This window comes from Pseudomonas asiatica (genome assembly GCF_009932335.1).
Taxonomy (GTDB): Bacteria; Pseudomonadota; Gammaproteobacteria; order Pseudomonadales; family Pseudomonadaceae; genus Aquipseudomonas; species Aquipseudomonas asiatica.
Genome location: NZ_BLJF01000003.1, coordinates 850,866 through 871,989, shown reverse-complemented (window position 1 = coordinate 871,989; position 21,124 = coordinate 850,866). Strand labels below are relative to the sequence as shown.

Below are 21,124 nucleotides of genomic sequence, written 5' to 3'. Positions count from 1 at the left end.
TGGATCGGGAGCAAGCCTAGAATGAGCACCACTCATCAGCCGCCTGAGGATCAGGCAGACGGTCAATCTCGCAGCGAATCTGAGGCTTCCGACCAAGCCAGGCGTCCCAAGCGGAAAGAGTCCGAAGTCACCGAGGCAATTGAGGCGTGGGCCACGCAGATCAAGAGCAGTCGCCAATCCCTCCTGAACGTGCAGCTCTCGCAGAGAGGAAAGCTGAGCCCAGCCTACACGTATCTCAAGGATGAACTGGAGACAAGCGGCAACACCTTCAACGCGAGGGAAGACATCCTCGACTCGATCATCCAGCGGATGATCGAGGAGCAGATCGTGATCCCCGACCAGCCCTCAATCGCGAATGAGTGGCGCCGGAAGCTTCTCTGCTGGTACGAAGGCCTGACAGAGGCAGAGAAGCAAAACGTCCCAGTATTCGGCAATACCATCTCGTCGAAGGCCAGCTTGTTCCAGGTCGACGGGATGAAAAACCTGAAGTGGGCCCGCTCCAAATTCGTCATCGTTGAGCAGACCTTCCAAGACATCCTCACTGACCTCACGCGGCTTGGCGTCATCAAGGCAGACTACAAAAACTGTAAGGAACGAGAGGTCGAAGCCGAGCTTAAAAAACAGCAGGCCGCGCCAAAGGACTCCCTGACTAAGGCGCTCGCTGAGCTCAGGCTCATCGGACTCTCAAAGTACGAAGACCTGGTGGAGGATCCCAATAGGCCCTTCAGCAAGCTCCTGCACATGTTTGCTGCGGCGTCGCTGAAGTCGAAATCCGCATCCGGCCAGCAGAATTATAGTGATGGTTTCCGACTGGTGACCCTGCATCTGAGTGAGGTTGGCTTCACGGGAAATGAGGATCCTCGGGAGTACGTTACAGCACACTACCTGACGCGTTTCAGGAAGTACCTCACCGATCAAATGGAGGCCAACATACTTACGTCACTCTACTCACAGGGTGTCTTGTCGGCAGTCCGTTCGATGCTCAAGCGAGCAGTGAAGATTCGCGGAATGGGCCTCACATCATTTATTGATGTGGAAGGATTCAACACCGCTCGAGAGACGGATGAATATCGCCCATACCCGAAGTACGCACGAACGGCGATCCAGCAAGCTTGTGACATGGAGCGGCTACAGACTAACGAGCTAGCAAAGGACTATGTACCCTTCCATGGTGGCAGTGATCCGTTGGGTGAGGACGGATACCTTGTGAGAGGTATGGCCACCTTAGAGAACGCTCGCTGGATATTTGAGAACAAGCTCAACGGCAGGATGATTAGCCGGTGGTCGGCTGATCCTGATGACAAATATGAGCAAGCCTTTGTGCGGTTGCTGAAGATCGGCGGGCTAGGAATCGCTGAGACGTATGCCAGCTGGGGTGTTATTTACCATGTTACCTCGAGGATGCTGGCGCCATACATCACACGCCTTGCGCAGGTGACGGGGTTGAACGCGGACTCTCTCAAAAGCTTGGACATCGATGATTTCGTCGAGCGCCACGAGGTGACCCATCGCCCATACCTGCGTTACTGGAAAGTGCGCTCAGGTGGGGGGAAGGTTCTTCATCTCGACATGATGCACGCGGATTGGACATGGTACTCACGGGCACAAAGCATTGAGATCAAGAAGATCTTCGACGAGGTCATCTACCTGACCCACCACATTCGCGAGCGCGCTGAAGGGCCAATCAAAGAGAGGCTGTTCATCTACGAGTCGCAGAAGCAATCCGAATTCCGGAAGGTGAAGTCGTTCGAGGACTCAACTGTCATCAACAATGTGATGAACCAGTTAGCCATGGATCACGACCTCAAAACTGAGGACGGGCAGCCGCTGAATATCTCGGCTTCTCGACTGCGCCCGAGCCTCGTGGCCGACCTCGTAGCGCTAGGCCTATCGGTCAGGGAAATCCAGGTAATACTTGGGCACAAGTCGATACAAGCCACCCAGAGCTATCTCGACAAGCTCGAATTCAACAAAACAGCTCGTGAGGTCAACACCAAAGCGCTCACCCAAATTCACAAAGGCACGATTATTCGCGATAGCCAGCAGGTCAAGCCAACTCCCCCTGCGGCAACCTCATCGCCGATCATCATTCGGACGGGCCTCGTCAGTTGCAAGGATGCGCTTAACCCTCCTGATGAAATTAAAAGGCTGCCGAGCTACAAAAAAGGCAGTAAGTGCTCGCTGCTCAACAAGTGCCTGTCCTGTAGCAACTCCATCATCACTGTGTCGAATCTGCCCGACCTTTTTGCCATGCAGTGGGACTACACCTCGATTATGTCCACAAGCAACGTGGCAGAAACACCCTATGGCGCTGTCATCCGCGAGAACCTTGAGGTACTGGAAAGTATCCTCACGCCGTCTGACCACGGCTTCACAGCGGAGCAACTGGATGAGGCTCGTCGTCTGGCAGAGCACATCATCCCTAGCCCTCTGATTGAGACGGTCTCCCTGTGATCCTCGGGTTCGATAGCCTCATTTACAAAATCAAAGCCGTGCGCGAGCGGTTCTTGGGCTACTTGGGCAACGAGCTCATCGCAGTCACCTCCCACTCCAACGATGGGGTGAACGCACTTGAGCTGCTCGCAGCACTGATGAACCTCCCAGCCAGCAAATTGAGCCTCGTAAAGGATATGCTCTGGGATTTCAACGGTGAGCCTCACGCACTTGCGAGGGACATCCAGGGCGCCAAATCGCGCATCGATTTCGGGGTCTATGAGAGCCTTAACAGCACTATCCTGTTCGAGCTGAAGATGGCCATGCTGTGCGTGCTGGAGATTCCAGGGGCTCTTCACTTCAGTCGAAAATCTAAGAGCCGCAAACCTCACTCAGTCTTGGACATGTTCAAATCCGTGATTCCGTTTATCGATCAAATGTGTGCTCGTAAGCGAGCGGAACATGGGGATCACTTCTTCGAAAGATCGCACTTCAGCTTGGCCGACTTCACCGAACAAGACTATCGGGCGGGGGCTGAACACTTTGACCGAGCCTTCAGGGGGCCAACCCTTCAAGGTTTCCAGGTATTACGATCTCACTTCCTGGTCGAAAACCTATTTTCTAAGCCTTTGGCCTATGTGGATCTGGAGGCCTTGAAGTGGAAGTACAACAGCTTTACCAACAAAAAAAACCGCACCAGAAAAAAATGGTTCAGTAATCATATTTTCGAAAAGTGCTCCCGTGAGGGCTCGTTCGCCGTTGTCGATTTCCTCAGAGCGCTGAAGGAAGACATCTGCGATCAGTACACGCTGAGCCGGCTCGATTTGGCTGAATATCAGAAGGCCAGGAGCGCCAATATCACGCGGAGAAATTACGACATCTACGTTGCATACCGGATGACCTCAAGGGGCTACACGGGCCTCCAGATCAAGCCCTTCCTCTACAAGCTGGAGCCTGAATACTGGTCACCCCAAAACCCTGGGATGCTGAAGGACAAGGAAGCGCTGTGTAAATTGACACGAGCTCCAATGGACAACGAGCTGTATGAGTACCTCACCCACATCAACAACAGCGCCTGCTACATCATTGGTCAGTACACTGGAATGAGGCCATCAGAGCTAGCCGGTTGTCTGGTTGATAGCTGCCTGACAGTTGATGAATTCGGGCACGACCTCATCATCAGCGGTGTCATCAAACATCAGGAAGTCCTCAGGAAGCTTTTCGATGACAAGTGGGTTGCGATCCCAATCGTCAAGGATGCAGTCCAAGTGCTGCGGATCCTGAACCGGTTCAAGCAGAACCCCTACCTGTTCGCCAACATGAACACCGTGAAGCCAGGCATGCAACATGAGGCCAACTCGTTGAGCGGGTCTGGGTTAACCCATCAACTCTGTACTTTCTTGGCCAACACCGTGACCTTCGACGAACTCGAAGAGCTGGATGTATCGCCCTACACACTGAGGCACTCACTCTCCAACCAGATGTTCAGGGCTGCTGTAGGACTGCCGTTCATTTCCTACCAGCTTAAGCACTTTGGTCACCATGCCAGTACCATCGGCCAAGATAGGCGTCACAACCGGGTCGGCACCGTTACGATTGACTACGGCGGCATCGGTGAAGCCCTAAGTTCAGGTGGTGGCTCAGATGCCCCCGGTCGAAGGGATGCCGAGAAGGAGTTCATCATGAATTCCTTAGACCCCGACGGGGGTTATGCCGGCGACAATGCACCCGCGCACCGTGCTCGGCTCAAGAAATACTTCAGGGGCTATCTCGAGGCAGGCTATTCGAACGACGAAATTTTTGAGCGGATGGTTGAGCTTAATTTCGCGGTCATCAACGTCGGTCAAGGATATTGCTACGGCAATGCGACGGATCTGGATGATCCGTCCATTCCCTGCATCGGCTCACTGCGGTGCAACCCCAACCGGTGCCAGAACGCGGTGGTGACAGAGGCCAATGCACCCAAGTGGCAAGAGATCTATGTTCAAAACACCCTGGCGCTCAGGCGCTACGAAACGGATCCGGCTGCGGCCTTTGCAGAACTGAGAGATCTGGATGACGTTGCCTTGTCCATCGAGCAAATGAAGCTCGTGATAGCCGAGGCCAAAGGCGTGCTCACGCAACTCGGCATTGAGGTATCTGTGTGAGTACAGCCGCCTATGACGCCAAGAATGAGGAGAACTTCGAGGCTGTTACGTTGGCGCTTGATGCTGCACTGAAGAAAATGGAAAAAGACTCTTCAATCTCGGCCAACGCAACCCAGTTGGCCAAGCTGGCTGGAGTACATCGGAACACCATCTACCATCGCGTCTGGCCGCTTGAGCGTCTGCAAGAAATCAAGGCCGAGCGTGCTCAGCAAAAAAACGACGAGGCAGCCGCGAAAGCTCAGACGCGCACACCTGAGGAGTTGCTGGAGCTCAGCAGGGTTGAGATCGTCTATTGGTTCACCCAGGTTCAAGACGCTCGAGCTGCCAACACCGAATTGCTCAACAACCTCAGGGAGACGGAGAAGGCTCGCGATATGTACATGGACGATCATCAGGAAGCCCTGAGGGTCATCAATCAAATGCGAGTCAACATCCGCAAGCTGGAGCACACAATCGTGGTTCTCCAGGATGAGATTCAGCAGCTGCAAGGCCGAATGGGTGGATAGGAGATGTGCCAGATGAATTCAGAATTTGAGAAAGCTCGTGCTGACGAACTGGAGGCGGTCGAGGAAGCGATTGACGCGATGAGTGATGCTCCCGACCTGGATTCACTCTGGGAACAGCAGCGTGTAATCCGAGATCGTCTTCTTAACGCTTTGTCGACGCTTATTGATGATGAGGAGCATGACGACTGGATGGATAGGTCGAATGCAGCCACTCGCCGGCGCGAGCGCGAATTGTGATAGCAAAATCTATGTACCGTTGCTCGAGGCGGGCTGCCGTAAGCTTCGTCAGACGCCTGTGGAACCACGCCATTGGAGATAATCGCTCTGAGCTTGAGAAAGCCAGAGAGCGGGCGTTCATCGACGCGGTGAACTCATTGAAGACGCTGAGAACGACACCTGGAGGTGGCATGGCCATCGATCCCGAAGAGATTCGTGATCAGGTGATAGCGTCACGAGAACAAATGAAGCAATTCGTCCACAATCCGCCAAAATGCCCCAAGAGGAGCACCCCCATGAGCAAGCTGACCCAGTACAGCAATGTCAGAGTGATTTTCGAGATCGATGGCTGCCAGGCGGACGCCGAGTTGAGCCACGGAGAGACTATGGCACTTGCCCAATTCTTTAAGCGGGCCCACTGGAGCGAGTTTCGTGGGTGCGCAATAGATGATCACGAAGCCTATTCAATCCGAGCTGCTGTCGGAAAGCTGCAGGATGCCCTGGCCCGTAGTGGTTATAACCCACGCTGATCGAGCGCTTGTTCGGCCAACTGACTTTTTTTTGCCGGGCAGGTGGGGAAATTTACGACGGGCGTGAAGCGCAATGGTTGGGGCCTCTGCATCACGCTGACATGCTCTAGGTCTAGCCCTTCCTAGATACGATGACAGGCACTACCTTATGTCATCATTCTGCAGCGACGGTGGCTCCAGTGGACTTGCTTACGCCTCTCTACCATACCGACAAGCTCCATCCTCATTTCAAAACGATCACCGACGGGCGTAAAGGCCGGCACTATCAGAGAGAGGAGCTTCTGCGTTGGCTTGAGGGGTTCCCCGACAGGGATAATAAGTTTGTGAAGGAGTTTCAGACGACCTTCAACTCAAGCTTCTGGGAGATCTACCTTCACGCGACTTTTCGCGACTATGGCTTCTCATTTGACTGGACTCACCCTGCACCCGACTTTCTGCTCACAGCGGGTGAAGTGACGTTCACCGTCGAGGCTACCACGGCCAACCATGCCGCTGACGCAACGCCCGAATGGGGGTTGGGAATGACGCCCGAGTTTTACAAGGACGTCGATTTCAACGAACTCAATCGGGTTGCCATCATTCGCTTGGCTAATGCCTTTATGAGCAAGTCGCGAAAATTCGATGACAAATATGCCCACCATGACCATGTCAAAGACCGACCCTTTGTCCTCGCCCTTGCCCCGTTTGAGCAACCCGGTTTTCAACTGCAAGCTTTTCGACCAATCGAAGCCTTGCTGTTCGACTACTACGTGGATGAGTCCGAATACATAGCCAATCCTGGGCGCTTCCCCAATGGTCTTGAAGGGAAAACCTTGGGGAGCGTGCAAAAAGACAATGGCGCAGAGATCGAGCTGGGTTTCTTCGACTGTCCGCGCTTCAGCCACATCAGCGCAGTGGTGTTCAGCCACCTGGGCACTTGGGGGAAAGTAGATGCGATGTCCGGTTGCCCGACTGCGATCATTCGTTCGATCTGGTCATCACCGAGCGGCTTGGAGCACGTTGTTTCTAAGGGCGATGAATGCTCGGAAAAGATCACCGATGGGCTGAGGATCTATCACAATCCGTATGCGTCGATTCCTCTCCCGTTGGAGGTATTCCGCAAAGAGGGGGTGGCTCAAATTTGGGCTGATCCTGTTGAACGATCACTGTTCAGTGAGGAAGCGGAAAACTGCTTGCAGTCCCGAACGGCCATGATGTTCTTTACGGGCAAAGACAAGGATTTCGTGGAGACGCCCTCTCCGTAGCCGCATCAGCCGCCGCGTCGTGATTTCTCCCTAAGATGCCGTGTAATGAATAGTGCTCCAACAAGAGCGCTCGGTTATTACTAACCTGCGTGCCACGCCCAACCGTGCTACTCGGCAACCCGCTTCTTGAAGACCTCGGCCAGAGAGAGGCCGGCCTCCTTCAGCTCTCGTATCGCCCTGAGCCTCTCAGCCGCAGCTGCCTGGCTCCCGCTCCCAAAGCCGCCACACAGTGCCCTTCGAGTACCCCAGAGCACGGGACACCTCAGCCTGGGTGAGGCCGTCTTTTTTCAGCGCTTGAACTGCCTTCCACTTCTCTCTGGCAGCCGTGACTCGTGGATGCTCAATCTCGCGAGGCCGTCGTTCCATGATCTCGTTGGCTCTGCCCAAGGCCTCCGCTTCCACAATTGCGTCGATCAGCACCTGGTGTGTTGTCTGCTGATTCTCAGCAGCAATCACCATGGCGAACAGGGTGGCTGGGCTGATGTTCAACGAAATGGCCAGATCCCTCACGGTATCAATGGTGGCCGTGAAGCGAGCAGCTTCCAGCTCGCTGATCGTTTGTTGACGAACCAGGCCGGAGATCTCCTGCTGAGACAGGCCTTGCTGCGTTCGCAGCGACTGAAGCACGGCGGCGAGAGAATGGCGTAGCGGCATTTCTGCCTCCGCAAAATGAGACGGTATGCCTCGTTTGCCTCGACTCGCTCAAACAGATATATTGGTTCGAGTGAGTCGAATGGCGATCTGCCGCTACGATCCCGTTCGCACATCACCTCGTCGTTTTGGATACCGAGGTACTTGGTGACTGATAGCTCTGTTGAGCACGAGTTGCTCCAGGAAGGAAAAATCTCTTCCGCTGGCACATCCCTGTCTCGACCTGAGATTGAGGCACTGCTCGCCGAACGCTTCCCCCGTAGACCGTACTGCCTTGTTGAGGACTGGCTTCTTTTCCACGTCGATGAGCCGCCTGAGTCGCTCGCGAGGGTTCGATCTGCAGGCCTGCAGCCGATGTTCCTGTACTCCCATTGCGTCACCTACGACAGCCAGGGGCGGTTCCCGCCTGGCGGATGGGTGCGGTCGACGCTGTGCAAGACCTATGACGGCGTATGCATGTTTGAGACACGGAACACGGTGTATGTGTTGATCGGCCAAGGTCGCGAGCAAACTGCCTCGCTCAAGACAATATTCGGATTATTTTGACCCGCAAGCTCCGCCTGGCGGACTTGCCCAGATGAGATTCACGATGTTCCGCATTAGCACGCAAGACCAGGCTGGCCCCGTGGGTATGTTTGGGGATGGCCTCGCTCACTTTCATGCAGTCACCCGATCCCTGGCGACGCACTGGTATCACGTCAGCCTCAAGCGCCAGCACGAGGATCGGTTCGTCGACTATGAAGAGATGCTCAACGATGAGCCGCGACTCATGGAGTTGCTGTTGGCTCAGAACGAGTGCCTGGTGGTACAGGATGTTCAAGTCATGACTCCCGGCTGGATGAACAAGGGCACTGGTTGGAAGATGGAGAAGCTCAAGTCGTTGTCGATGGGCTACGACCGTGCAGAAGTGCCCATCTGTGTGCTTGAGGTCGAGAGCGGCGCCGTATACGTCGATACGCACGAGCCTAGGCTTGATGTCGAGTCCCTGACCGGCGTGAAGGAGCTGTACCGACGTCGTGCCACAAAGCCGAATGCCGGGGCTGAACCTCGGAGTTCTCACTCGTGACAGATATCAACACTGTCGCGGTCGACTTCCATGTGAAGCGCTTTAGCGACTTCGATCTGCTACGGATTGCTCGAGCGGTGAACCAGGACTATGAGTCCCTGGTAACTGCCTATCTTGTAAACGTCCAGATTCACGCGTGCAGCGCCGTGGGCATTGTATTTGGCCACCTACTTGAGCACCCGACTGGTAGGTTCGCAGACGGCCACCTGATCCGCACATCTGACATTCAGTCTGTGGCCAAAGAAGGGAGGTTCTGGGTTATCACGACCCTTAACTCCAGGTACGTGGTGGCTACGTTTAGGAAAGATGGGGGGCGGCGAAGCCTTCAAGAGTTTCGGCGTTTGGCAGGTGATCGCTATATGCCAACACCCAACCGTCTCCAGTGATTTATAAAATCGAGCTTGGTCACGCTGAGCTGTACCCACCCGCTAGACTGGTCGAGCGGCTCAGCAAAATGCACCGCTAAGTCCTGGGCGTGCCCCTCTGGGGCCGGCTGTCGTAAACCGAGCCCGGCTTTGCCGGTCTCGGCCCCGTTGGGGGCGTCCATCCTCACGCCTCTCGGCCATCCCTGGCCGGCGCGCTCTGCTTGCCATTTTGATCGCAAATCACACCATGGCCGGGGCCTCTACTCCTTCTGGAAAGCCTTGAGCACTATGAGTCAGTCCCCGGAAGCCCTTCCCGAGATCGATATTGGGGAGTTTCGTCAGCGCTACCCTCAGATGTTCTCTGATCTTGGCGTCGATGAGATTTGCTGTGGCCCAGGTGGGAAGAACATCCTCCTCGCGCTTTGCGACACATTGCAGGTTCACTTGGTTCGGCACCCAGAGGTGATGCCCGTTACCGTCTCGCAGATCAAATCCAAATTAGGCGAGCTGCACTTTTCTACGATGGCGGGGACGCGTACTGCCGAGGCGCCGTTGATGTGGCCATCGAGCTATCGCTGAAGACCTGCTCGTTCTGTAGCTCCCCAGGAAAACGGGTGGGCACAGCGTGGGTCAGCACGCTTTGCTCGGCACATAGCATTATTGCTTCGCTCGTTTCTGAGTAGCGGTCGGTGTGGTCAGAATGTACTCTTGCACGACCGACCATTTAGGAAGCTAACAATGTCTCGTCTCGCAGAATTCCGTCGCCTTGAGCAGCAGCTTGCCCAGCAACTCGCTGAGTTGGAAGCCATGAAAAGTGACGGCGCTATCCAGGCTGAAATGGAGTTTGAAGACAAACTCCGTGCATTGCTTGGTGAGTACGGCTACAGCCTCCGCGAGGTAGTCAACATTCTTGACCCACAAGCAGGCACTCGCCGTCAGGCCCCCCAGGCCCAAGAGAAGTCGACTCGCAAGCCGCGTGAAGTGAAGGTCTACAAAAACCCGCACAACGGTGAAGTCGTGCAGACTAAAGGCGGCAACCACGCCGTTCTGAAGGCATGGAAAGCTGAGCATGGCGCTGAGACCGTGGAATCGTGGCTGCAGTAAGCACAGCGCCTTGACGTGATGACGGCCCTCTAGTTAGCCTCATCTGGTACGTATCCGGCACCGATACCTCTCTGAGGAAAAGACCTCTTCACGACACTCTAAACCCCGTCATGGACAGCCGGCAACCCCGAGCAAGACTTTGAAAAACCGCCAACCCTGGCGTTTTTTTCTACTCGTGATCCGGGTTGCCAGAGGGCGTAACTGGTCTGCTCATTAGTAGGTAGAGCTTGGCCACCAGATCTACTGTTTGTAGTAGGTGTTTTTGCGGAGAATTTTATCTCCGGAAAACTCCCAGACGTCGCACCCCAGAACGTCCAGTTTCCCACCATCTGGCAAGGTCGCGACCACTCGAAATTCAGTCACCGCTTGATTTGCAGCGATCCAGCTCATGCCTTCCATCCACTGGATATCAGGGCTGGCGGTGAACCTTGCCTTGAGGGCCTCCCTAATGGCGTCTCTGCCCTTCGTGAGAGTGCCTCGGCCATTGCCACCGCTCGCGCTTATCAGCTCACCTTCTGTGTGAAAAAAGCTAATGACTTTCTCGGCGTCATGCTCGTTGAAGGCGGCAACGATGTCGTCTAAAAGTTCTGTTGTCAGTGTGGTCATTCCGATACCTGGATTCATTAAAGGTGATGCCCGCCAGATTTAGCTGGCGGGCTTGTTTCAGATAGGTGGGGTACTGTGCTCTTCAGGCTGATAGACCTTTTCAGTCTTTGGGTAGCCACCTTTACCAGACGGAATCACTACGAGTCGAGTAACGAGCAGGAATACTACGCTCGCTACCACCGCCGCCAAAATGGAAGCAGGTATCAACGGGTATGGAGCGTTGGAAGCAAAGGTCAGTGGGTTTAGAACGTAAATATAAGATGCAACACCAGCAACCATAGCCAAGACTGCTGCCGGGTTCACGCCTTTCCAATAACGATAGATTGGCTCGCTTTCGTCAAACAGACCCCGCACATTGATTTTCCCTCTCCTCAAGAGATAGTAATCAGTAATCTGAATGCCACAAAGCGGAGCGAAGCCAACTCCAATAAAGCCGAGGAACGCAGAGAAGTTATTGAAGAACAGGTTCGGTATTGCCAGACCAATAATCGCGATAGGCGTGATGATTATAACCAGGAGTACCTTCCACGAAATCTCTTCGAATACTTTGTAGTGGCGCAAGCCCAGAGCGGAGCAGTAGATACCGGCTACTGCTGTGCCCAGGTTTGCTGCAGTGACGAAGGCCAACGAGATAATGGCGTAGGTCGGCCCGCCTACCGTTCGAAGCCATTCTGATGGGTCTGAAACTTTCAGAACCAGAACACCTGCCACCCCAATCAAACTCAACGCTGCGACTGAACCACCCAGCCCTAGCATCGCCGGCACAGCGGCTTTTTTGCCGTTAGGAACCATTCGGGACATCGCCCCTATGTATGGCCACCAAGACAGCGATGCTGCGATGCCTAGTTCCAGGCCCGTCACGAAATTCCATACAGGGTCAGCCGAGGCCTGCGCTGGCTTTGCCATCGCCAAATCGTCCCAGCGCTCGTTCACGATGATGTACAGCATCCAGAGGCCAACGAAAACATGGGCTACCAAAATTTTCGCAACTCGATCTACACCGCCAGAACCTCTGAGTAGCAGTAGCATTACCAAGACGCAAGCGAAGAGCGTAGCGCACGGCTCAACGATACCACTGTGTGCGGGGGTAGTGAGGCCAACGGCGACTAAGAATTGGGCTGTGGATTTTCCGAAGAAAATTAGCAGCAGACAGTTCCAGCCAAGGATGGATAGGAATTGTAAGCTTGCGGGGATAACCCACCCCTTGGTGCCAAAAGCAGGCTTGCTCGAGGCAATGGAGTCAACACCGAAACGGCAGCAAATGGGCAATGCTGCCAATACGGTGATCAGCATCCCGAACATACATCCTGCAGTAAGGGCCGCAAATCCTTGACGGAAATTAAGGTAATAACCTACGTACTCACCAATGATGTAACACCAGGTAGCAGCTCCTGCCGTTGTAAGGGCGATGAGGAGTTGCCAGCTTCCCCAAACACGTTCTGCTGGAAGCAGAGGCCAGGCCGAGGTGTCGGCAACGGCTTCGGCCACATTGTGCTTAGTCATGCCCACCCCCATACAGCCACGGCGACTGGGATAATAACCCCCAGAATAATGAGCCAGAACCATGTTGCGGTGTCAAAATCAGCTCCTTGATTTTGTTCTTCTTCGAGCAGAGCTATTCTTTGTTCAAGTTCGAGCGGTAAAGCACGCATTTTATTATCTCCTGCAACCTTTTCTTGTGAGGGCCGGTCTTTGACAACCGGCTGAATTGGCAGTTAACAGGTAAGGTTAAGAGCCGCACGTCCTTGTGTGAGTACGTATTCCACTTTTATATTTCTAAGTTCATCAACTGGTACAGCAAATGGGTCTCTGTCCAGTGCAATGATATCGGCGAGCTTCCCAGGAGTGATGCTGCCTCGAATGTCTTCTTCTCCCATTGTGGCTGCTGCATCCAGGGTATGCATGCGCAGTGCCTGCTCCAAGGTGATCGCCTGCTCGGGATCGATGAAGCTGCCAGAGTAGGTTTGACGCTTTACGCAGCACCAGACACTGAAGAGGGGGTTCGTCGCTTCACGTTCAGAACCGATCCAGACGTCCGAACTGCCGGAAAGCTTCCAACCTTGGGCAAGGAGGTCTTTGAATGGGAAACGACCGATGCGTCCTGTGTCTCCGAGGTAATCGGGGAAGTATTCACCGAAGGTATAGATGAACACCGGCTGAGGGACAGGGATGATGCCCGCTGCAGCCCACGCTTCCATGGTCTTTTGGCGGGGCATGAAATTGCCAGCGTGCTCGATACGCATGCGGGTACGGCCACTACTGGCCCCGCCCATCGACTCAACGAGTTCACAGAGCCACTCCTGGGCACGGTCACCGTTAGCGTGGACTGCAAGTTGAAGCCCGCTTTTCTGAGACTGTTCGTAAGCTCGGCGGAAAAAGTATTTGGGGAATGCGATCTCTCCGCACTGGCCATTCAGGCCCAGATAAGGGCAACTCACCGCAGCGCTTTTCGCGGAGAACCCCCCATCGGCAAACAGCTTTATCCCCTGCATGCGGATCATATGCTCAGAGGCATTGAGCTGGATTTTTTCCTGCCAGTTGCATGCCTCATCCAGCTCCATAGTGCCTGGCGCCCAAATGTAGACCCTCATAGCGACCGGCAGAGTACCTTCACATGCCATCTCGTCCATGCACTGGATGCCTTCGACGGTCTCCGAGATTTCGCCAATCGTGGTCACACCGAATCGCGTAAAATACTCGAAAAGGCCCGCTTTCAAGGCGCTTTTCAGGGTTGAACGGTCGCAACCTGGGAGAGGAAGCAACGTGTCCATCTCCTTGACCACTCCGGTTGGGTCGCCGTTTTCATCGCGTTCAACGATAGGAAGCCCCGTGACACTGAACTCTGGTGGTACGTAATCGCGATCTATACCCGCGACTTCAAGGGCTTTGCTGTTCAGCACGGTGATGTGTCCGCCGGCGCGGATGGCTATCGGATGTTCAAGGCTTACCGAATCGAGCTCTTCTCTGGTGGGGAGTCGTCCCTCCCGCAGCTTGCGGTCAAAGAACAGGTTTCCTTGGCCGACAATCCATTCCCCAGGGGCTTTCTCGTCTCGGGCTTTGGCGAGCAAGGCGGACACATCTTCAATTGAAGAGCACTCCGGTGCTCGACAATCGATGGTGTTGAACGTTGTGCGGCATACCACTTCAGCATGGGCGTGGACGTCCACGAATCCTGGCATCAGGGTTCGATCACCAAGGTCGGTGATGACGGTGGAGGGGGTGCGGAACTGCTCAACCTGATCGCGTCGGATCAGCCTCACAATTCGGTCGCCTCGAATGACGATACCTTGAGCATGCTGGTCAGCATCCTGGCTCATGGTAATCACCTTGCCGCCGAGGAGAATTCTCTCGGATGGCGCATCTCTTTCGATCATCGTTGCTTCTCCAGCGCGGAGCCTCAGGATGCTGGAGGACGGATTGGCCGTCGCACCAGACTCGCTAGCTACGGAAAACGTGATTTCCGACCTGCGGGATTCCGCTTTTGTTTTTTTTCTTAGCGAATTGATACATAATCAGCAAAGAAATTGGTTGTCAACGCCTTTTTCCACGGGTCGCTCAACGGCTGTTTGAGCGGAGTAGATGTCAGGATCTGCCGTCGGAGTCATCGCTATGAAAATCCCAGTCACTGTGCTAACCGGGTACTTGGGGGCCGGAAAGACAACGCTTCTCAGGCGGATGCTTACCGCACCTGGCGGTAGGCGCTATGCAGTCATCGTCAACGAATTTGCAGAGCTTGGGATCGACTCAGAGCTGATTGAGAACAGAGATGAGCAGGTCATTCAGCTCAGCAATGGATGCCTGTGCTGTTCTGTTCGCGGCGATCTTTTGCACAGTCTAGAAATCCTGCTCGAGAAGGGTGGGTTCGATGCCCTCGTCATCGAGACAACAGGATTGGCCAACCCAGCACCAATAGCTCAAACCTTCATGCTCGATGATGATTTGAACGACGACCTGGTATTGGATTCAGTGGTGTGTGTTGTCGATGGAGCACACATCGAAAGCTACTGGAAGCGGCACCCCGAGATCGTCCAGCAACTGGCGTTTGCGGATACGGTCTTGCTGAACAAAGTCGAGACGCTTACCGGAAGCCAGGCTGACGCCGTCGAAGGTCTCTTGCGCAGATTGAGCCCCCAAGCCGAACACTTCCGAACACGCCATTGTGATCTGGACGTCTCCATACTCACCGGGCGTGGGTCTTTTACCCTGGAGACTCTTCGATTGGAAAATGGGGGGCAGTCAAAGCCCATTCTTCTCCACCGTCATGATGACGAAGTTGTGAGCGTTTCTCTGACGACTGAGAAGGAAGTTGTACCAGACCGATTCATGGGGTTCATCCAGACCCTGCAGCGCGAGTACGGTGAAGACCTTCTTCGATACAAAGGGATTTTGGCTTTTACCAATGAGCCGCGCCGCTTCGTATTTCAAGGTGTTCAGGCGATGGCTGACGGTGATGTCCAGCGGCTTTGGGCTGACGGCGAGCCACGTGTTAGCAAGCTCGTCTTCATTGGCCGCAATCTTGAATCTGAAGCGCTACGCAGCTCATTTGAAGCCTGCCTTCGTTAACTCCGTACTCCACTCTTAGGCGACCAATAACAATATGCCTTTCAACACAATCGAAGAAATCATCGATGACTTTCGTCAGGGCAAGCTTGTCCTTCTGGTGGATGACGAAGACCGGGAAAACGAAGGTGATCTGCTGATCGCTGCTGAAAAATGTACTCCGGACATCATCAATTTCATGGCACGAGAAGCGCGAGGTCTCATCTGCCTTACTCTGACTGATGATCATTGTGTCCGCTTGGGCCTGGAGCAGATGGTGCCCAGTAATCGGGGCGCCTTCACGACCGCTTTTACAGTCTCGATTGAGGCCGCCCACGGTGTCACGACGGGTATCTCGGCAGCAGATCGAGCTCACACCGTTTTGACTGCTGTGCATCCTGACTCTACCGCTGATGATCTAGTCCAGCCTGGCCATATTTTTCCTTTACGAGCCCGTGAGGGAGGTGTGCTTACAAGGGCTGGCCATACCGAGGCGGGGTGTGACCTTGCGCGCTTGGCCGGACTGACGCCTGCCTCCGTAATTGTGGAAGTGATGAACGATGATGGGAGCATGGCGCGCCGAGGTGATCTTGAAGCATTCGCCGAGAGGCATGGCATCAAAATCGGAACTATCGCTGACCTGATCCATCACCGCCTGACGACAGAGCGCACGGTTGTGCGTATCGGCGAGCGGGAATTACCAACGGTACATGGCATCTTTCGCTTGGTGACCTATGAGGACGTCATAGAGGGTGGTGTTCACATGGCCATGGTCATGGGGCGATTACATGGCGATGAACCCACTTTGGTAAGAGTGCATGCCATAGATCCTCTATGCGACCTGGTTGGAGCCGAATGCACCATCCCCAGTAGCTGGACGCTATGGGGGGCTTTGGAGAAAGTCGCTTCGGTAGGGCATGGTGTAGTGGTGATACTCGCCACACATGAAACGTCTCAAGCTTTGCTTGAGCGTGTGCCTCAATTAACCACGCCTAGTCGTAAATGCCAGCGGGCTCATTCCCGCACTTATGCTGAGCTAGGCACGGGGGCTCAGATTTTGCAGGATCTGGGGGTAAAGAAAATTCGGAACATGGGCTCTCCCGCTAAGTTCATCGGTTTGGCAGGGTATGACCTGGAAGTTGTCGAGATCTTACCGGCTGAAGGTGTAGTTTAACGCTTGCCCAAACTGGGAGGGGGTGGATAATACGACGATTCGCCTCCTTGACCGCATCGACATGAATACAGCTGATCTGAAAGAAGCGCCCGCTGTAACTCGCCTCCATCCGAATGGCCATGGCCCGCTTTCAGAGCAGCCCTTGTCAGCTACCGACCGGGAGATTATTGCCCACCTCCAAGAGGATGGTCGTCGACCTTTTGTGGCCATAGCACGCGAGCTAGATATTTCTGAGCGCACCGTGCGTAACAGAGTGCACCAGCTCCTTGAGCAGAATGTTATCCAGATCGTTGCTCTGACAGACCCTGCTTCCCTGGGCTATCAAGCAGGGGCTTTGGTGGGCATTACCCTTGATCTCAGCTCCCCAGTTTCCGACGTTGCGGAATCTCTGATAGGCCTCGCTGATGTCGATTATGTCGTCACCACGACTGGTCGTTTCTCGCTCTTCGTGGAGATCATTTGCTCTGACATGGCCCGCATGCAGTACGTCCTCAATCATGAGGTCGCTGTACTGAAGGGGGTCAAAGGGATCGAGGTTTTTCCTTACTACAGCGTGTTCTACCAGAGAGCGCAGTTCTTCGGTCGCGCTCCTGCGGCTCAGTCGCAGGGAGTTTTGAGCAAGGAAATGGACGATGTGGACAGGAAGATCGTCCATGAACTGAGCTTTGATGGTCGGGCGCCATTGAAAAACATCGCAAACGCTTTAGATATTTCCGAGTCCCAGGTGCGGGGGCGTTTGAATGCTTTGCTCGAATCTGGGCTGCTCAACATTATGGCCATCACTAGCCCAATGAACTTGGAAAATCGAGCTCTTGCTTGGGTAGCGGTGACTGTACGTCCAGGTGTTCGGGTAAAGGACGTAGCTGACCGTCTGCGCGGCTTTGAGAAGGTGTCTTACATCACCATATGCGCCGGTCGATTCGACCTGTTTGTCGAGGTGGTATGCGAATCTAGGATCGCGCTTTTCGACCTGATCGATGACAAGCTTCGGATGGTTGAAGGGATCGAGCGCATTGAGAGTTTCCCATACATCGATCTGCTCTATAAGCGCTTGGGCCCTGGCCGCTCCTGAAAAAAAGCCGACCTGGTAGTCGGCTAAAGAGGATGAAGCGGTGCCCAACGAAGCTGAGCTGTAACCGTCTGGCCAACTCACCCCTCAGCACACAGACCAGCTCGGACAAGAACGGGTGGAAAACAAAGCCTTGCCCGCAGGTATACCCATTGAATAAGCCTGTATCTGACGTAGGTCATGCAGAGCCTGCCAGCGGGTCGCAATCGACGATGGCTTCATTGTATACTTCGGCTCCGCATACCCCTTGAGCTACAGGAACATCAGCATGACTGTACTCCAAACGATCTACTGGCAGCCTACGCCGCCTTAGCGCTACGCCCCCTCGCAACAACCTGCTTCCGCTAGCCTCGCTCGCGGGTGCTCACTGCTGTACGCCTGGTTTTACACCTTAAGCACACAGCAAAAAATCCTCAAAATTTGAATTTGTATCGATTCGCTCGCCACTCCCTTGGCGTGCGCGATGCTTTGCCTTGGATATTTATATGCTGCAAAAACTTAGACAAACGTGGTTTTCCAACGTCCGTGCCGACGTGCTCGCGGGGCTGGTGGTCGCACTCGCGCTGATCCCGGAAGCCATCGCCTTTTCCATCATCGCCGGGGTAGATCCCAAAGTCGGTCTCTACGCCTCCTTCTGTATCTGTGCTGTCATCGCCTTTGTCGGCGGGCGCCCCGGAATGATCTCGGCGGCGACAGGCGCCATGGCACTGCTGATGGTTACGCTGGTAAAAGAGCATGGACTCCAGTACCTGCTGGCCGCGACGCTACTATGTGGCGTACTTCAAATCCTTGCCGGCTACCTGAAGCTCGGCTCGTTGATGCGCTTTGTTTCACGCTCGGTAGTCACCGGCTTCGTAAACGCATTAGCGATTCTGATTTTTATGGCGCAATTGCCTGAGCTGACCAATGTCACCTGGCATGTCTATGCCATGACCGCTGCGGGCCTGGGAATCATCTACCTGTTCCCGTATGTACCGAAAATCGGCAAGGTGATTCCCTCTCCATTGGTGTGCATTCTGACGCTGACTGCCATCGCCATTTACCTCGGTTTGGATATCCGCACCGTCGGTGACATGGGCCAACTGCCTGATACGCTCCCGATCTTCCTCTGGCCTGAAGTTCCGCTGAATTTTGAAACCCTGCGCATCATTTTCCCGTACTCGGCTGCGTTGGCAGTAGTGGGTCTACTCGAATCAATGATGACCGCGACCATCGTCGACGACCTTACCGACACCACCAGCAACAAAAACCGCGAGTGCAAAGGCCAGGGTGTGGCCAACATCGCTGCCGGCATGCTTGGCGGCATGGCAGGTTGCGCCATGATCGGCCAGTCGATCATCAACGTGAAATCTGGTGGCCGCACCCGTCTCTCGACATTGTGTGCCGGCGTTTTCCTGCTGCTGATGGTGGTATTTCTTGGCGAGTGGCTCTCCAAAATCCCTATGGCGGCACTCGTGGCTGTGATGATCATGGTGTCCATCGGCACCTTTAGCTGGGATTCCTTGCGTAATCTGAAAGAGCATCCGCTGTCGACCAACCTCGTCATGGTGGCGACCGTCGTGGTCGTCGTGGCCACTCACAATCTGGCTTACGGCGTACTGGTAGGTGTGCTGCTGGCCTCCCTGTTCTTCGCAAACAAGGTCGGGCACTACCTGGATATCAAGAGCACTCTTGAAGAGACGAAATCGCATCGGACTTACCGCGTCGTGGGCCAGGTGTTCTTTAGCTCTGCGGACAAGTTCACTGAGGTTTTTGACTTCAAGGAGGCGCTCAACAAGGTCACCATCGATCTCACACAGGCGCATTTCTGGGATATCACCGCCGTCGCAGCGCTGGATAAGGTCGTGATCAAGTTCCGACGCGAAGGCGCTGAGGTTGAAGTGCTCGGTCTCAATGAAGCCAGCGCGACAATCGTTGACCGCTTCGGCGTGCATGACAAACCCGGTGCCATCGACAAGCTCATGAGCCACTAAGGAGAACGACAATGACCCGCGTAATGGCATGCATTGATAACTCACAATCCTCATTGGCGGTCTGCGATTACGCAGCATGGGCCTCGCAACGACTCAGCGCTCCCCTGACCTTGCTTCATGTGCTGGATAAGGAGAAATATCCTGCATCCGCTGACCTCAGCGGCAATATCGGTCTCGGTAGCAGAGAACATCTGCTGGAAGAGTTGGCCATGCTGGATGCGCAGCGGGCAAAACTGGCGTTGGAGCATGGGCAGCACATGCTTGAAAAAGCTCGCGAGCGAACAGTTCACTCTGGCGCCATGTCACCTGATATGAAGCAGCGCCATGGCCATCTCGTCGAGAGCCTGAGCGATCTCCAAGACGATATTCGGTTACTGGTGATTGGAAGAGTCGGTGAGGACAGCACGCGCAGTGCCCAAAGTCTTGGCAGCCAGATTGAAGCGATAGTCCGAACTATCCACCGCCCCACCCTGATTACAACCAGCCATTTCAGGAAACCTGAAACGGTCATGGTGGCATTTGACGGCAGCGCAACAGGCCACAAGACCTTACAGATGCTTGCTTCAAGCCCGCTGTGCGAAGGCCTGCCAATTCATATCGTCATGGTTGGAACGGATTCTGAAGACAACCAGAACGCGCTGGAGAAGGCACGAACCACGCTTGCGTCTTCCGGCTCGCTGGTGCATTCCGAGATCCGCCCAGGCGAAGTAGAGTCCACACTGCATGCGTATCAGGCAGAGCACGGCATTGACCTCTTGGTCATGGGGGCGTACGGGCACTCACGCATCAGGCAGTTTCTGATAGGCAGCACGACCACGACGATGCTGCGTACATCCACTGTACCCTTATTGCTGCTTCGCTGAGCCAGTTCCACTGGCCACAGTATTTCCAGAACTGAGGAAATACCGTGGCCACCCTGGACGATGACTAACTGATCTTGCCGCTACGAGACCACATGCAACTCATAACTGAAATTGTTCACCCCGAGCTGAAATCCAAGCAGGGCAGAGTATTCCGTCGACATGCAGCTCGCGGCATCGTGATGCGGGGTGAACAGATCCTGTTGCTGTTCACCGAGCGCTATAACGATTTCAGCTTTCCTGGAGGCGGCCTTGATGGTGACGAGGACATTGTCGCAGGCCTGAAGCGTGAGCTTGAGGAAGAGACTGGTGCTCGTGAAATACAGGTGCTCCAGCACTACGGTTACATCGAGGAGTACCGGCCCTACCAAAAGCCACAGTACGATCTGATGCACATGACCTCGCATTTTTATCAATGCGAAGTAGCGCCCCAGCTAGAGCCGGTGAGAATGGAAAGCCACGAAATCGCTAATGGTATGCGGCCTGTCTGGATCAACCTGCATGAAGCCATCGCACACAATGAAGCCGTCATGCAGCGTCACGAGTCTTCGATGGGGCAGTCAATTCTGCGCGAAACCTACATGCTGAGAAAAGTCGCTTCCGAATTGTTGATGCCAATCAGCCTTTGAGCTGACTATTTG

Annotated in this window: 22 protein-coding genes; 17 read left to right on the top strand and 5 right to left on the bottom strand. The window is 54.5% G+C overall.

The genetic code is table 11. The features are described from left to right. Positions 1–21: 21 nt before the first annotated feature. The 6 genes from GYA95_RS26525 to GYA95_RS26500 all read left to right on the top strand — a co-directional run bounded on the left by GYA95_RS26525 (position 22) and on the right by GYA95_RS26500 (position 7,076). The gene (locus tag GYA95_RS26525; RefSeq protein ID WP_061202538.1) at positions 22–2,454 is read left to right on the top strand and encodes a site-specific integrase; all 2,433 of its coding nucleotides are present in this window, start codon (positions 22–24) and stop codon (positions 2,452–2,454) included. Then, complete coding sequence (locus GYA95_RS26520; protein WP_087535083.1) at positions 2,451–4,580, top strand: site-specific integrase; 2,130 nt, start codon at positions 2,451–2,453, stop codon at positions 4,578–4,580. The genes GYA95_RS26525 and GYA95_RS26520 overlap by 4 nt, the downstream gene beginning before the upstream one ends. Beyond that, positions 4,577–5,086 (top strand): hypothetical protein, encoded by a 510-nt coding sequence (locus GYA95_RS26515; RefSeq protein ID WP_054572116.1) that lies wholly within the window; start codon positions 4,577–4,579, stop codon positions 5,084–5,086. Before GYA95_RS26520 ends, GYA95_RS26515 begins: the two co-directional genes overlap by 4 nt. Positions 5,087–5,098: 12 nt before the next feature. Further along, positions 5,099–5,323 carry a hypothetical protein gene (locus GYA95_RS26510; RefSeq protein WP_054572117.1) on the top strand — a complete coding sequence of 75 codons (225 nt, stop codon included), beginning with the start codon at positions 5,099–5,101 and terminating at the stop codon, positions 5,321–5,323. Between the two features lie 170 nt (positions 5,324–5,493). Further along, a complete protein-coding gene (locus GYA95_RS28110; RefSeq protein WP_054572118.1) occupies positions 5,494–5,832 on the top strand; it encodes a DUF7706 family protein in 339 nt (112 codons plus the stop codon). A gap of 179 nt (positions 5,833–6,011) precedes the next feature. Then, on the top strand, positions 6,012–7,076 hold the full coding sequence (locus GYA95_RS26500; protein WP_054572119.1) for a hypothetical protein: 1,065 nt from the start codon (positions 6,012–6,014) through the stop codon (positions 7,074–7,076). 186 nt (positions 7,077–7,262) lie between these two features. On the opposite strand, the gene GYA95_RS26495 is transcribed toward GYA95_RS26500, so the two are convergent. Then, positions 7,263–7,730 carry a helix-turn-helix domain-containing protein gene (locus GYA95_RS26495; protein WP_054572120.1) on the bottom strand — a complete coding sequence of 156 codons (468 nt, stop codon included), beginning with the start codon at positions 7,728–7,730 and terminating at the stop codon, positions 7,263–7,265. A 144-nt stretch (positions 7,731–7,874) separates the two neighbouring features. Between GYA95_RS26495 and GYA95_RS26490 the strand changes: the two genes are divergently transcribed. From GYA95_RS26490 to GYA95_RS26475, 5 genes are all read left to right on the top strand, one after another. Continuing rightward, complete coding sequence (locus GYA95_RS26490; RefSeq protein WP_054572121.1) at positions 7,875–8,273, top strand: DUF6957 family protein; 399 nt, start codon at positions 7,875–7,877, stop codon at positions 8,271–8,273. Between the two features lie 43 nt (positions 8,274–8,316). Next, positions 8,317–8,793 (top strand): hypothetical protein, encoded by a 477-nt coding sequence (locus GYA95_RS26485; RefSeq protein ID WP_054572122.1) that lies wholly within the window; start codon positions 8,317–8,319, stop codon positions 8,791–8,793. Continuing rightward, positions 8,790–9,179 (top strand): hypothetical protein, encoded by a 390-nt coding sequence (locus GYA95_RS28105; RefSeq protein ID WP_054572123.1) that lies wholly within the window; start codon positions 8,790–8,792, stop codon positions 9,177–9,179. The genes GYA95_RS26485 and GYA95_RS28105 overlap by 4 nt, the downstream gene beginning before the upstream one ends. Positions 9,180–9,446: 267 nt before the next feature. Then, positions 9,447–9,737, top strand: a complete 291-nt coding sequence (locus GYA95_RS26480; protein ID WP_054572124.1) for a hypothetical protein — start codon at positions 9,447–9,449, stop codon at positions 9,735–9,737. 159 nt (positions 9,738–9,896) lie between these two features. Beyond that, entirely contained in the window at positions 9,897–10,262 is a 366-nt protein-coding gene (locus GYA95_RS26475) for a histone-like nucleoid-structuring protein, MvaT/MvaU family (protein WP_054572125.1), read from the top strand. Positions 10,263–10,502: 240 nt separating this feature from the next. On the opposite strand, the gene GYA95_RS26470 is transcribed toward GYA95_RS26475, so the two are convergent. The 4 genes from GYA95_RS26470 to GYA95_RS26455 form a co-directional block, all read right to left on the bottom strand. Beyond that, positions 10,503–10,868, bottom strand: a complete 366-nt coding sequence (locus tag GYA95_RS26470) for a nuclear transport factor 2 family protein (protein ID WP_161551524.1) — start codon at positions 10,866–10,868, stop codon at positions 10,503–10,505. A gap of 57 nt (positions 10,869–10,925) precedes the next feature. Continuing rightward, on the bottom strand, positions 10,926–12,371 hold the full coding sequence (locus GYA95_RS26465) for a purine-cytosine permease family protein (RefSeq protein ID WP_081013923.1): 1,446 nt from the start codon (positions 12,369–12,371) through the stop codon (positions 10,926–10,928). Next, the gene (locus tag GYA95_RS26460) at positions 12,368–12,520 is read right to left on the bottom strand and encodes a hypothetical protein (protein WP_155738420.1); all 153 of its coding nucleotides are present in this window, start codon (positions 12,518–12,520) and stop codon (positions 12,368–12,370) included. The genes GYA95_RS26465 and GYA95_RS26460 overlap by 4 nt, the downstream gene beginning before the upstream one ends. Positions 12,521–12,583: 63 nt before the next feature. Continuing rightward, positions 12,584–14,242 (bottom strand): amidohydrolase, encoded by a 1,659-nt coding sequence (locus GYA95_RS26455; protein ID WP_054572128.1) that lies wholly within the window; start codon positions 14,240–14,242, stop codon positions 12,584–12,586. Between the two features lie 235 nt (positions 14,243–14,477). On the opposite strand from GYA95_RS26455, the gene GYA95_RS26450 reads away from it, so the two are divergent. The 6 genes from GYA95_RS26450 (at position 14,478) to GYA95_RS26425 (ending at position 21,112) form a co-directional block, all read left to right on the top strand. Next, a complete protein-coding gene (locus tag GYA95_RS26450; RefSeq protein ID WP_054572129.1) occupies positions 14,478–15,431 on the top strand; it encodes a CobW family GTP-binding protein in 954 nt (317 codons plus the stop codon). Between the two features lie 34 nt (positions 15,432–15,465). Then, positions 15,466–16,581, top strand: coding sequence for a bifunctional 3,4-dihydroxy-2-butanone-4-phosphate synthase/GTP cyclohydrolase II (gene ribBA, locus GYA95_RS26445; RefSeq protein ID WP_054572130.1), 1,116 nt, complete (start codon positions 15,466–15,468; stop codon positions 16,579–16,581). A 61-nt stretch (positions 16,582–16,642) separates the two neighbouring features. Beyond that, on the top strand, positions 16,643–17,653 hold the full coding sequence (locus GYA95_RS26440; protein WP_131812213.1) for an Lrp/AsnC family transcriptional regulator: 1,011 nt from the start codon (positions 16,643–16,645) through the stop codon (positions 17,651–17,653). A 482-nt stretch (positions 17,654–18,135) separates the two neighbouring features. Further along, positions 18,136–19,623, top strand: coding sequence for a SulP family inorganic anion transporter (locus GYA95_RS26435; RefSeq protein WP_009684101.1), 1,488 nt, complete (start codon positions 18,136–18,138; stop codon positions 19,621–19,623). Positions 19,624–19,634: 11 nt separating this feature from the next. Next, on the top strand, positions 19,635–20,486 hold the full coding sequence (locus tag GYA95_RS26430) for a universal stress protein (RefSeq protein ID WP_012316922.1): 852 nt from the start codon (positions 19,635–19,637) through the stop codon (positions 20,484–20,486). A gap of 92 nt (positions 20,487–20,578) precedes the next feature. Further along, on the top strand, positions 20,579–21,112 hold the full coding sequence (locus GYA95_RS26425; protein ID WP_009684099.1) for an NUDIX hydrolase: 534 nt from the start codon (positions 20,579–20,581) through the stop codon (positions 21,110–21,112). Positions 21,113–21,124: the final 12 nt, after the last annotated feature.

Coding starts and splice junctions, on each gene's coding strand:
- GYA95_RS26455 (WP_054572128.1), bottom strand. CDS start 14,242: ATGATCGAAAGAGATGCGCCATCCGAGAGAATTCTCCTCGGCGGCAAG.
- GYA95_RS28110 (WP_054572118.1), top strand. CDS start 5,494: ATGGCCATCGATCCCGAAGAGATTCGTGATCAGGTGATAGCGTCACGA.
- GYA95_RS26430 (WP_012316922.1), top strand. CDS start 19,635: ATGACCCGCGTAATGGCATGCATTGATAACTCACAATCCTCATTGGCG.
- GYA95_RS26470 (WP_161551524.1), bottom strand. CDS start 10,868: ATGACCACACTGACAACAGAACTTTTAGACGACATCGTTGCCGCCTTC.
- GYA95_RS26475 (WP_054572125.1), top strand. CDS start 9,897: ATGTCTCGTCTCGCAGAATTCCGTCGCCTTGAGCAGCAGCTTGCCCAG.
- GYA95_RS26485 (WP_054572122.1), top strand. CDS start 8,317: ATGTTCCGCATTAGCACGCAAGACCAGGCTGGCCCCGTGGGTATGTTT.
- ribBA (WP_054572130.1), top strand. CDS start 15,466: ATGCCTTTCAACACAATCGAAGAAATCATCGATGACTTTCGTCAGGGC.
- GYA95_RS26425 (WP_009684099.1), top strand. CDS start 20,579: ATGCAACTCATAACTGAAATTGTTCACCCCGAGCTGAAATCCAAGCAG.
- GYA95_RS26450 (WP_054572129.1), top strand. CDS start 14,478: ATGAAAATCCCAGTCACTGTGCTAACCGGGTACTTGGGGGCCGGAAAG.
- GYA95_RS26525 (WP_061202538.1), top strand. CDS start 22: ATGAGCACCACTCATCAGCCGCCTGAGGATCAGGCAGACGGTCAATCT.
- GYA95_RS26435 (WP_009684101.1), top strand. CDS start 18,136: ATGCTGCAAAAACTTAGACAAACGTGGTTTTCCAACGTCCGTGCCGAC.
- GYA95_RS26480 (WP_054572124.1), top strand. CDS start 9,447: ATGAGTCAGTCCCCGGAAGCCCTTCCCGAGATCGATATTGGGGAGTTT.
- GYA95_RS26495 (WP_054572120.1), bottom strand. CDS start 7,730: ATGCCGCTACGCCATTCTCTCGCCGCCGTGCTTCAGTCGCTGCGAACG.
- GYA95_RS26460 (WP_155738420.1), bottom strand. CDS start 12,520: ATGCGTGCTTTACCGCTCGAACTTGAACAAAGAATAGCTCTGCTCGAA.
- GYA95_RS26465 (WP_081013923.1), bottom strand. CDS start 12,371: ATGACTAAGCACAATGTGGCCGAAGCCGTTGCCGACACCTCGGCCTGG.
- GYA95_RS26510 (WP_054572117.1), top strand. CDS start 5,099: ATGAATTCAGAATTTGAGAAAGCTCGTGCTGACGAACTGGAGGCGGTC.
- GYA95_RS26440 (WP_131812213.1), top strand. CDS start 16,643: ATGAATACAGCTGATCTGAAAGAAGCGCCCGCTGTAACTCGCCTCCAT.